At 58.1% G+C, this 11,456-nt stretch carries 11 protein-coding genes; 5 read left to right on the forward strand and 6 right to left on the reverse strand.

The window, feature by feature from the left end; genetic code table 11:
- On the reverse strand, positions 1–561 hold a 561-nt coding region (locus tag JKG68_RS28215), incomplete at its 3' end, for a DNRLRE domain-containing protein (protein WP_202065322.1).
- A gap of 271 nt (positions 562–832) precedes the next feature.
- On the opposite strand from JKG68_RS28215, the gene JKG68_RS28220 reads away from it, so the two are divergent.
- Positions 833–1,084, forward strand: coding sequence for a helix-turn-helix domain-containing protein (locus JKG68_RS28220; RefSeq protein WP_246515977.1), 252 nt, complete (start codon positions 833–835; stop codon positions 1,082–1,084).
- 59 nt (positions 1,085–1,143) lie between these two features.
- On the opposite strand, the gene JKG68_RS28225 is transcribed toward JKG68_RS28220, so the two are convergent.
- On the reverse strand, positions 1,144–1,683 hold the full coding sequence (locus tag JKG68_RS28225; RefSeq protein ID WP_202065325.1) for a MerR family transcriptional regulator: 540 nt from the start codon (positions 1,681–1,683) through the stop codon (positions 1,144–1,146).
- Positions 1,684–2,107: 424 nt separating this feature from the next.
- On the opposite strand from JKG68_RS28225, the gene JKG68_RS28230 reads away from it, so the two are divergent.
- From JKG68_RS28230 to JKG68_RS33925, 3 genes are all read left to right on the forward strand, one after another.
- Entirely contained in the window at positions 2,108–2,740 is a 633-nt protein-coding gene (locus JKG68_RS28230; protein WP_246515979.1) for a helix-turn-helix domain-containing protein, read from the forward strand.
- A gap of 244 nt (positions 2,741–2,984) precedes the next feature.
- The gene (locus JKG68_RS33920; RefSeq protein ID WP_376773229.1) at positions 2,985–3,221 is read left to right on the forward strand and encodes an RNA polymerase sigma factor region1.1 domain-containing protein; all 237 of its coding nucleotides are present in this window, start codon (positions 2,985–2,987) and stop codon (positions 3,219–3,221) included.
- A gap of 808 nt (positions 3,222–4,029) precedes the next feature.
- Positions 4,030–5,478, forward strand: a complete 1,449-nt coding sequence (locus JKG68_RS33925; RefSeq protein WP_281399243.1) for a phytase — start codon at positions 4,030–4,032, stop codon at positions 5,476–5,478.
- Positions 5,479–6,111: 633 nt separating this feature from the next.
- On the opposite strand, the gene JKG68_RS28245 is transcribed toward JKG68_RS33925, so the two are convergent.
- The 3 genes from JKG68_RS28245 to JKG68_RS28255 all read right to left on the reverse strand — a co-directional run bounded on the left by JKG68_RS28245 (position 6,112) and on the right by JKG68_RS28255 (position 8,815).
- Entirely contained in the window at positions 6,112–6,900 is a 789-nt protein-coding gene (locus tag JKG68_RS28245) for an FkbM family methyltransferase (protein WP_202065327.1), read from the reverse strand.
- A gap of 392 nt (positions 6,901–7,292) precedes the next feature.
- Positions 7,293–7,913: a hypothetical protein gene (locus JKG68_RS28250; protein WP_202065328.1), complete on the reverse strand. Its 621-nt coding sequence runs from the start codon at positions 7,911–7,913 to the stop codon at positions 7,293–7,295.
- A gap of 164 nt (positions 7,914–8,077) precedes the next feature.
- Positions 8,078–8,815, reverse strand: a complete 738-nt coding sequence (locus JKG68_RS28255; RefSeq protein WP_202065329.1) for a hypothetical protein — start codon at positions 8,813–8,815, stop codon at positions 8,078–8,080.
- A gap of 297 nt (positions 8,816–9,112) precedes the next feature.
- Between JKG68_RS28255 and JKG68_RS28260 the strand changes: the two genes are divergently transcribed.
- Complete coding sequence (locus JKG68_RS28260) at positions 9,113–9,793, forward strand: recombinase family protein (protein ID WP_202065330.1); 681 nt, start codon at positions 9,113–9,115, stop codon at positions 9,791–9,793.
- 61 nt (positions 9,794–9,854) lie between these two features.
- On the opposite strand, the gene JKG68_RS28265 is transcribed toward JKG68_RS28260, so the two are convergent.
- Positions 9,855–11,456, reverse strand: a 1,602-nt coding sequence (locus JKG68_RS28265) for an Ig-like domain-containing protein (protein WP_202065331.1), incomplete at its 5' end; no start/stop codon positions are given.

Here is an 11,456-nt window from a genome sequence, read left to right on the forward strand (position 1 = left end):
CGTGGTGCTGGTGGTGTACTCGATGGTGAGCTTGGGCTTGGTCGTACCCTCCGAGGAGAGGAAGTCCCAGCCATCGCTGCCGGAGGGCAGGAAGGCCCAGCCGTTGTTGGCCGCCCCGCCCGCCCAGGCTTGCACGCTGTTGGTGACGTCGAGGTTGGTGACGCCTACGGCTGTCAGGCCGGTGACCCGGTCGGCAGTGGCCACAGCCTCGCCGCTGGTGGTCTGGATGCCGTTGGTATGCGAGTTCCAGGTATCGGTGGCCGCCCAGGATTTGAGCATGCGGTGCAAGGTTCCGCCCTGAGCCGAGGCATTGGTGGTCTGCAGGGTCAGGGTCGCCTTGGTGATTGTGGCGCCCAAAGGGATCTGGTTGGTGGCTGAGCCGAACAAAGCGCTGAACTGCAGCAGCACCTGATCATCCTGGCCCGTGCCGGAGGGTGTGTCACTGTCGATGCCAATTGTGGTCGCGCCCGCAGAGCTGGTAGTGGGTACCGACTGGCGCAGCATCGTGTCGACGGTGCCCGTGTAGCTGTTTACCCCCTGCTGAAAGCTGATTGTTGGCATTGGTGATCTTCCCTTGGCTTTACCCCGGATCCCTGAAAGTCGTGGCACTGGGCTGCCATTCCATGAATTAGGTCATGAAACAGGACTAAGGATGTTTATATTTGGGCAGGAAACCAGCTATAAGTGGTTAGATACAATGTATTAGAAGCAGTATCGGTGAGCTAAGAGATAGCGATCTGCTGAAGATTGCGGGCCAACAACAAGTTTATACTGTAACAAGCGCCGCAGCATCTTGCTGATGGACTGGGTATTCGGTCAATCAAGGTGGCGCATGGAGCTGCAAGCAGGTGCGGTGGGCAAAGCCGAATGTACGTACGGTCCCCTTTTGTACGTCATTGACGTACAAGCCATTAGGAAGAAGACCGGCCTGACCCAAGCGGCTTTTGCCAGCCGGGTCGGGGTTCCTGTCGCCACCCTGCGCAACTGGGAGCAGAGGCATCGCTCTCCAACAGGACCAGCCCGAGTGCTGTTGGCGATGCTGGACCGCAACCCACGGATCGTCGAGGAGACCCTACGAGGATGACGGTATAAACATCAGCCAGTCAGACGCCGCGATCATGGATGAGACGGATGAGCCGCGGCTCATCCAACCAAGCGTTTCCACCACGACCGTGATCTGATGGCCTCCAGCTCGGCCTTCATCGCCTCCATGCGGGCGGTGCTGACTACAGCCTCTTCCTTTGCCTGATTGATGGTGCTCGCGAGCTCGCGAGCAAGACTCGCCACCTCATCTGTGAGTCGGTCCGCCCTGGCTCGCTCTTGGTCAGCTCTTTCCCGCTCTTGGAAGCGTTCGCCGCGTTCCCGTTCGACATCGGCGCGAAGCTCATCAGCTCGTGCCTCAAGGTCCGCAATCCTGGCCTGATAGGGTTCGATCACCGTGAGGGGAATGGTGTCCATCATGGTTTCCGGCACGGTATCGGTCACCGGGAGGGTAACGGGTGCCGGTAACGGTCGGGGCACGTGGACAAGCCGCCCATGATTGCCGTTTGGCTTGGTCTTGAGGGTGCCGCGCTTAATCCGGTTTCGGATCGCTGTCGGTGTCACGCCTAAACGACGTGCAGCCTCATTGATGGAGCACCATTCGTCAGAGTCGTCGTGATCCATCACCGTGTCCATCACCATTCCTAAACCCCTGAGGGTTACGGTTGACAGATCGGTGACCATCACCGTCACGCGAACCCATGGCGGTCACCGTGCCGATGTTTGGTTAAGGATCGGTTAACGAGTTCCGGCGAGGGTAGTGTGCGGCATTGACCGGCGAGTCCACGTCGAGTCATGCTGCCGTGTCGTGCGATTGAATCGCATGGCAGAAACGACAACACCCGCCTTGGAGGGCGGGTGCATCATCCGGCGAGGCCGGTGAAATCAACTGTTTGGCGACGCTGATTTCACCAAATCCTCATGCCGCCGTCAATGCGCAAATTAGCATTTGTGCAAACGATGGTGCTCGGCTTGGTGTGTGCCGTCCCTCCTGTCGGGTCTAACCCGAGGAGCTCGCATGTCATTTGCGGGAGAGATCCGGCGTGCCGTGATGGCATCGCCACGCATGAAGCTGCCCGAGATCCGCTCTGTCATGTACAAGGCCTTCACGGCTGGGCAGATCACTGAGGCTGAGACTGAGGAGCTTGATGCCCTCATCAATGCCAAAGCAGCGATTCCAGCCCCAGAGAAGCCTACCCAGCGCCGTATTGGTTCTCGGCCCCGTTCCTCTGCCTCGATGGAAAGACGCCGCTCCTGGGCCGCCGCAGGGCGTTTGCCGCCGGCTCTGGCCGCCCGGTTCACCCTGGCAGAGCAGGCCGTGCTGGCCGTGGTCGCGGTCGAGGTGAGCAAACGGGGGCGATGCAGCCTGACCGTTGCCCACCTCGCCGCCCTCGCCGGCGTCTCCGAGAGCACTGTCCGAAACGCCTTGAGGGAGTGCGAGGCGCTCGGATTGGTCAGCATCGATCGAAGGCGGCGAAGCCCTTGGATCAACTACCCAAACGAAATCCAGATCCTGTCAAAAGAGTGGGCGTCGTGGCTGCGGTTACGCACGGGTGCAAATTCGCACATCCCACGACTACAAGAGTCTAAGAACGGCCTCGCGCAAAGGCGCGAGAACATCGATTCAGGGCATCTTTTCCGGCCAAGACAGAACCAAGCGGATCCCAAAGAGGGTTTTCGGCAAAGCCGAGACGGTTGACGGAAGGACAGAGCCAGATTCTGGAGCCGCGAAAGGACAGGTCGTGGAACACTGGCTGCCAGTGCAGAGGCATCCAGTAAGGCCGAGGCGGGTGAGGGAAGGTCGCGAGCAACGAGATTGGCCACAGGAGGGTTCAATGGGAGGCTGGAAACCTATTGCCACTGCGCCACGAGAACCGGGCAGGCCACTCCTGCTCTACCCTCGCCCACAGCCCCGGGACGATCGGAAGGCGAGAGTATTCGAATTGAACCAAGACGCAGGGGCATTCAAATGGAGCTCCGAGGACGGACCTCGGCTGGATCTGTCACATGCTGCTGTCCAACAGATCATCAGGCTCGCCAAGAAGCGGGGCTATGTCACCTATGATGAGCTCGATCAGGTCTTGCCGGCCGACGAGTTCTCCCCGGAGCAGATCGAGGACGTTCTCAACCAGCTTGCCGAGATGGGTATCGATCGTGAACATCAACCAGACGGTCTATGACCGTGCGTTACGTGCGCGCGGAAATCGCCGCGCGATTTCGCATAGCGTCCCATGTGGAACCGGGCTTGCTCCCGGTCCAGAACGCTTAAGACAGTGCGCGGATCAGCCAAGCGCCTCCGATTGTGAGGGAGAGCAGCGGGAGAACCGGGTAGACAACCAGTCAACTGCTGGTCCGCAGAAAACGGGGGCTGCCGTCTTTGCCGCGGATCACGAAGATCAAAGCAAGGCCGATAACGATGCCTGCAATCCCGATGAGAAGATCGGTCGCCCTTGTATTCTCCCCAAGAGTGATCGTTCGTTTGCCTCTTGGCAGGTCGATAGGCTCAGTTCAAGCGCCTTCTAAAAGAGCCAGCCAATTTCGCATAACCCGCAGTATGGAATGGCTTGGGGCACTTCGCAGAAGTCGCTTATAGAGGCGGATCAATGTTATTTCAGCATATCCGCTGGTGACGGCCAAATCTGAGACCATGTACTGCGATATCTTCTGCAGACTGCGGATCATTCCTGCGGGCTCTGATTGATCAGCTGAAGCATCAGCTTTTCGGTCTTATTGGAGACATATTCATAAATATCTTGAGGCGACCTCGAAGTACGGCGCTCGTAATCTGCAGTATTACCACTTTAATACTGGGGTTAGAGCGTTCGATACCATCTCGTATCTACATTGAAGCTCTTTTGCAACGAAGGGATCTTCTTACCTTTGGTAGAAAATTCCCTTGCACAGACCACACCCAGGCTCAGCAACGGAAGCTCGGGCCCACTCTCCCGCAACTTGGACTGAAATCGTCCTTCTAATCGGAGCCGCACAATGACTTTCACCGGCACAGTCCAATCGGTAGTTGAAACTGGCAGCGTTTTCGGCGCAGGCGATGTCGCTGATGATGCGGCGATCTGGGTCAACCCTAATGATCCAACTAAGAGCTTCGTCATCGGCGAGAGCAAAGCCTCCAGCGGCGGCCTTCATATGTTCGATCTCTCGGGTAAGGAGATCTCGCGCTATGCCACCAACGCTCCGATCGGCAACATCGACCTGCGCGGCGACATCGTGGCAGGGGTCAACCGCGGCACCAACGGGGTCGACGTGTTCAAGATCGACGCCACAGGCAAGCTGACCAAGATCGGCTCGTTCGGTACCGGCATGCCCGACGTCTACGGCTTTGCCCTCGGCAAGGCTGATGGCAACCTCTATGCGTTCGTCTCGAGCCAGACAGGCCTTGTGCGCCAGTTTGATGTCAAGGTCGACGGCGGGGTCTCGGCAACCGCCGTGCGTGATATCAAGCGCGGCGCGATCACCGAGGGTATGACGGTGGATGACGCCAACGGTACTGTCTACATCGCGGAAGAGGATGAAGGCGTCTACAAGTACGGCCTCAGCCCGGCCAGCGGACAGACCGCCAAGACAGTGGATACCGTAGGCAGCCACGGCATTGTAGCGGATCTTGAGGGCAACGCGATCTATGATGCCGGAGGCGGCAAGGGCTACTTCGTGGTCTCAAGCCAGGGCAGCAGTGAGTTCAAGGTCTACGACCGCCAGACCGACACCTATCTTGGCACCTTCAAGGTCGATGGGGTCCAGAACACCGATGGCATGGAGATTTCCTCGGCTAATCTTGGGGGGGCCTTTGGCCAGGGCATGCTGGTGGTGCACGACGAGTTCGCCGGAGGCATCACCTCGAACTACAAGTATGTGGCGTGGGACAGCATCCAGAAGCAGATTGGAGAGGTGACGCCACCAAATGACCAGCCTCCAACCTCGCCAACGGACCCTGCCGTTCCGACGACGCCCACCTTCTCAACAGCATCGTTCACGGGCACCGGTGCGAGCGAGCTTATCGTCGGCAATGCCTTCGATAACACGATCTTTGGACGTGAGGGCAATGATACGATCTACGGCGGCGCTGGAAATGATCGGGTTGAAGGAAACGTCGGCGACGATGTCCTGCACGGCGGTAACGGTGATGATGTCTTCATCATCGGCAGTTCGCAGGCGATGAATGAAGTGATCCTCGATTTCACCCAAGGTCAGGACCGGATCGATCTTGGCGAACGCGATGCCAACACCAGGGAGAAGGGTTGGCAGGACTTTAGCTTCATCGGCGAACAGGCCTTCACCAAGGCTGGTCAGCTCCGCGCTTACCAGGATGAGGCAAAGGGCATCACGGTAATCGAAGGCAATATTGGTAATGACCCAGATGCCGAGATGCATGTCGAATGCACGGGTTTGATCACCTTCACACGGGCAGATTTCATCCTTTAGCTGCTAACCCCCGCTGTCTGATAGCGCGGCAGGGCTGCGAATACTCGCGAATGCTGTGCCGGACCTAGGCAAAAGAAAGGCCTCCCCGCCCACCATTGCCAGTGGGTGAGGAGGCCTCCTGGTCCATGAAGAAGGCCGGATGTGTAACAGCCTTCGCGGTTATAACCGATGACGCTACGGACGGTTTCGGCACCGCCCATGAAAAAGCCCCTCACGTTGGGGTGTGAGGGGCTCGGAAGGGGCGAAGGCCATAGGGGCAACAGGGGCCTTCGTGCTGGGTTAACGCGACCTGCCCGCTTCGTTCCTGACGAAAACCCGAATGGTTTCCAGAAGCTCAAGGCCTTTGCCCTCAAGACTAGGAAAGCTTCTGAACGAACTGGAGGAGACGGGCATTGCAGACCGCCTCTGCGGCCTCGATCTGCTCCATCTTGCGGTCGAAGGTGGCCCAGCGCATGCCCTTGGGCTTATCGATGGGATCTCCGATGCCGCTGTCCGCTCCAAGACGCTGCCGGCGCTTGAACGCTTGGCTTATGGCGCGATCATACGGGCTTTGGCGCTGGCAGCGGTGAGGAAGGAGCGGCCGGAGACACGGATGAGTGGCGCTCCATACCCACTCCCATCTCTCTGTTCAGCTCATTGAGCGGCATGAATGTCATACCAATCGCCAAGCCCTCTTCTTTTGAAGCGTTCATTGATGTTTTGGAGCCGCTTCCAGTCCACAAGCACCTGCTTCGCAGTTTTCCAGTTTCCTGGTGTTTTTTCGGCAAATGGGCCAGACGAGCCGTGTGAAAACCGCCAATCACCATCGCGGTCAACTCCTCTGAAGGCAGTATCCATTCGTCTAATGATACGTGGAGCAGGTCGCGGTAGCATTGCTTTGAGGTAATCTACGGGGAGAAAAGGCTGTGATCGAGATTGTTGGTCAATAATCTTAAACCGATTATACCCAAGTTCTAGTAAATTTTGTATATAATTGCCCCCTCGAGAGTATGACATCTCAACAGAGATATACTCCGGAAGTTTTTTTACACTGCTTAAGGAATTGAGAGCTATGCCATCATTTCCTTCAATATCTATCTTGCAGTAGAAAGGTACCCCGTGGGTATTTATAACCTCTGCTAATGTCGTGCATTGAATGGGTATAGAATGATGTCTGGAGCCATTGCGACTTGCTGTTTCTCGCTTAAAAGAACTCCATTCTGAATTAGAGTCACATATCCAGAAATCCATTGTGCCCTGAGTGGCTGCAATACCAATGTTGAGGATTTTAAGTCTACCATCTTTGATCTCTGTCAAGAATTTACTATTCAAATCTGAACATATTTCTGGGTTTGCTTCGATACCAATGACTTTATACCCACAGCGCAAATAGTAGGCAGTGTCTGTTCCATCATGTACTCCAACATCATATATTAGTTGCATTGATGTAACCCTACAATACTCTGCCTCTCCATCCGAACTCTCCATACCTAAATAGGCTGCCCACTTTTCCTTAATGGAAGGAGCGTTCGGCCTAGTTCCTCACGCCTCGCCCTGCTGATCGTCGGCTTGATCTGTTTTATCACCGTCAAACAGCATATGACCAATCGACTAGAGCAGTTGCAGGACCATGATTTCCCCGTGATTTGCCTGATCAGCATACATCGAGGCATCTGCCTCCTTCGATCACCCTGACGGGGTAGCGGCATTCCGGGGCAGACGGACCAATTTGGTTTTCGGTCCAGTTCAGATTGTAGGCAGCTGGGGCCGTTTCCCACCAGAACTGGCCAGAGGTTTGTGTTGGTTCTCCTACTCGTGCATCCAAGTTTGGCTGATCATCCAAACTGTTGGATAAAGCGGATGAGGTGGTTATTGCAGACGGCCTCTGCGGCCTCGATTTGCTCGATCACACGGTCGAATGTTCTCCAGCGCATTCCCTTGGGCTTGTCGATGGGATCACCAAGGCCGCCGTCCGCTCCGAGGCGATGGCGGCGCTTGAATGCCTGACTGATGGCGCGATCATAGGGGCTTTGCCGCTGGGAGCGGCAGGCGAGGCGATGAGCCTTACGCGAGGCGAAGATCCCGCCACCGGCTGGCATGTAGAGCTTGGCGACCAGATCCCCGCGCCGGGGGCAGACCCACCACCAACGGCGGCCTCCAAAGGTCTGGGAGGTGGATGCCAGTTCCACCGTGTGGTCATGCTGGGTGGTCTGACCGGTCCAGTTGTTTGTTGTGGCGTAGGTCAGGCGGACCCAGCCGCATTCATCGCCCATGTGAGCCTTGTAGCCGATGCTGGCCCTCTGCTCTCCAGTGTCGGTATTGGTCCACGCCAAGGAGCCTGTCACCGTTGCACCAGGCCGGAAGGAGCCGCTTCGGATGAGGTGGTAGAGATCGAGCTTCAGGGCCGCCTCGACCGTGGGTCTCCCGCCGTAGTTGCCGCTGCCCGTGCCGCCCATGTGGTCTCCTGATTATACGAAATTCTGTGCCGATCTTGATATTTTACATGAATATTTGTGAATTGTAACTGGCCGAAGACCCTTGTGGCTCAAGGCGTTCAGCCATCCACGATGATTGTTTGAAAAAGCCCTTTTAGTAGGTGCCTTCGAGGCCGACAGCTGCATTACGAGCGTGATGCTTCCCATGCCTTCTCGACCCTGACGGTCAGGCTGTCCGAGATCCCGCACCGCTTGCCGTAAACAGGGGCCACAGGGGCGCCGTCATGGCGGCTCTTGGTCTCACGGGGCAGGCGTGTCGGTCCGGGCGCTCCAACCGCGTCGCCGCGGAGCTGCTTCGTGCGGTAGTCCAGCCCGTCAACCCAACGCGTTGTGTCCGGGCAGCGGTGGGAGGTGCGATTGCCGATTTGCACAAGCTTTTCGCCTCCGGGGTAGAGGCGGCGAATATGATCCTCAAGTTGGTTATGGAAGCGCGGCGGCAGGTGCATGACCATGTGCAGGTGCTCTCGCCGATCACCGATGTAGTTCTCGCGGGTCCAGACCCAGAAGCAGCCGATCTTCCTGCGACCGCACCAAGTGGAGATGCAGGTTCTCAGGCCGGCGAAGAAGTCATCCAGCTCGCCCTCAGGATAGGCGTCGAGGTGGACCGGATGGAAATCCAACGTGGCCCTGAGCGGGTAGCGGATCACCGTCGCGAAGCCATCAGCCCGACGCAGGTTCTTCCGCTCTTGGGCCGTGATGCCCTTCGACCATGTCTTGCGTCGCTTGTCCCGCTTGGGCTTGGGGCTGCGCTTCCGCTTCCTCCTGGCCCTGGATGATCTGGCCTCCTCGGTCGCGTTGATACCCTCGACATTTACAAGAGAAGTATAGGGCGTCTGGAGGGCGTCGAAGGAGGATGCGTCCAAGTGGCTGACTCTAATAGGAGATTTCGGCTTGCTGGAGGGCGGAGAAGTGATTGGGGTATTTTGTGCGTCTTGGGCGTTAGATGGGAGTTGTTCACGATATGTTCAAGAGTCCGACCACGCTTTGAAACAAGGCCCTTTTGCTGCTCGCGAAAGTCGGCCCGTCTGCCAAGGGTGGGGGTAGGTCGCAATAAAAAATCGTAGCATTGTATCAGAAGAGAAGGCTTGCTTGGCCTCAACCTTGCCCGTAACTTTAACAGCAACGACCGTTGCTTCAGATGTGACGAGCAGGAGGATGCCATGGCTGCGGGCCAGTTCGTGTCGTATCTGCGGGTGTCGACGGCCCAGCAGGGTCGCAGCGGCCTTGGGCTGGAGGCCCAGCGCCAGGCGGTGGCAGACTTCCTGAACGGCGGTCAATGGCAGCTCGTGGCCGAGGTGGTGGAGATCGAGAGCGGCAAGCGCTCCGACCGGCTCAAGCTGGCCGAGGCGCTGCGCCTGTGCCGCCTGCACAACGCCACCCTTGTCATCGCCAAGCTGGATCGGTTGAGCCGTGATGCCCACTTCCTGCTTGGGCTGGAGAAGGCGGGCGTGGATTTTGTGGCCGCCGACATGCCGAGCGCCAACCGGCTGACGGTGGGGATCATGGCCATGGTGGCCGATGAAGAACGGCGTATGATCTCGAAGCGGACCAAGGACGCCCTCGCGGCGGCCAAGGCCAGAGGCAAGAAGCTGGGAGGCAACCGTGGAAACCTTGCCATGATCAGCGACAAGGGCCGTGTTGCCAGCCTCGCCGCCCGTCAGGCCAAGGCCCAGAGCCGCGCTGCGGACTTAGCTCCCATCATTGAGGAGTTGAAGGCGTCCGGCGCTGACTCTCTCCGACAGATTGCGGCTGAGCTGAACGCCCGCGGGATCAGGGCCGCCCGCAGTGGCACGTGGAGCAAAGAGCAGGTACGGCGGGTGCTGGAGCGCATGACGGCGTAAGGCTGCGACCACCACCAAGTGAAACGGCTGCCCTGACGCCTCTGTTGACATATAGACCACCTCAGACGAACAGCTCAGGCGCACCCAAATTGATTTGATTGTACCAGATCTCGCGGGCGTTCACATTGGAGGCGACCATGTAGAAGCCACCATCCATGCTGGCATCGACCGCATGCACCGGCGGCTGGGGATCGGTGAGAGCTGTACCGTTGTTCGTCCTCATCACAGCAGTGCCCCGGTTGGTCGGGTCAAACGTGAATGCACCATCAAGGCTCACTGCCTTTGTGTAGATGTCGCCATAAGGAGCATTCGTGAACTGCTGATAAAATAGGTGCAGGCTGTCGTTCGTATGATCTACGACCAGGGTCGGCCTGCTCGGCCCAGAGACGGAGCCACTGTCGCCATTGACCGCCTTGACCGTTTCCCAGGAACCCATTGAGCCAGGCAAGCCCTTGGCCAACCAGACTGCGTTCTTGTCGTCCTTCATCGCGATGAAGATGTTGGAGCCATCCCAGGCGACGCTCAGGTGATTGTCGATCGCCACCGTGCTGGTGACGGTCTCGATCTGCCAGCCGGTGGCATAGTCCGCCGGATTGCTGGAAGCAACGTGCCAGGCAAACTTCCAGACATCGCCTGTGACCCCGGACGTGCTCGGAGAGTCCGCGCTGTAGGCGAGCCCGATGTACTTTTGACCGCCATTCTCGAAGGAAACGATATCAACCTTGCTGTTGTCGCCGGCAGCAGTGGGAACCGGATCGATAGTTGCCTCGGCCCAGGTGGTGAGATCCTTGCTCGCCCACGCCAGATGAATGCCTTGACTGGCGCCGCTGGTTGCCGTGCCAACGTTAGCAACCAGCGGGGTGCCGAACTGGTCCATCCCGATCACCAGTTCCTTGTTTGTGCCCCAGTGCGTGGATGAGAGCTTGCCTCCGTCTCCTGCGATCTGAGCCTCCGCTTCGGAAGCGAAAGTGTGGGTGGCAGGATCATAGTCCAGCTTAAACATGGCCGGCTTGCTGGACGTCTCCCAGTACTGCAGGACGTAGAGCTTTTGCGTGGCGCTGTCCCAGGCAATGTCGGAGGCGCGGTTGTTGTCGAGGAATTTGTCCGTACTGGCCTTGGTCCAGCCACCCTGCTGGCCTGCAGCTGGAGTTGGTCCGTCAAAGCGCTCGACGTACCATTTCGCCCCATCGGGCAGCACGGCGTACCAGTCTCCGTCAACGTAGAAGCTCTTGGTGGCGTTATCGTGCTCCAGAACCCGTTGGCGCCCGCCGGGGAAGGTGGTGGCAATGTAGGACTCGCTGAAGGGCCGGTCCGACGTTGCAGCATTGACTGTCAGGTTCACAGTGGCGGTATTGCTAGTAGTCGCGCCATCACTGACCTTGTAGGTAAAGCTATCGCTTCCGCTGTAGCCGCTGCTGGGCGTGTAGGTGATGGTGCCGTTTGAGTTGATGGTCGCGGTCCCATGCCCGGGAGAGGTCCCGATGCCGCTGATGTTGAGTGTGTCACCATCCGCGTCGGTGTCATTGCTCAGCACAGCAATGGTGACAGGAGTGTTCTCCGCTGTCGTGGCGCTGTCATTAGCCGCAACCGGGGCGGTGTTGCTGGGCGGAGGCGTGGTGCTGGTGGTGTACTCGATGGTGAGCTTGGGCTTGGTCGTACCCTC

This window comes from Microvirga aerilata (assembly GCF_016743775.1).
GTDB classification, from domain to species: Bacteria; Pseudomonadota; Alphaproteobacteria; order Rhizobiales; family Beijerinckiaceae; genus Microvirga; species Microvirga aerilata.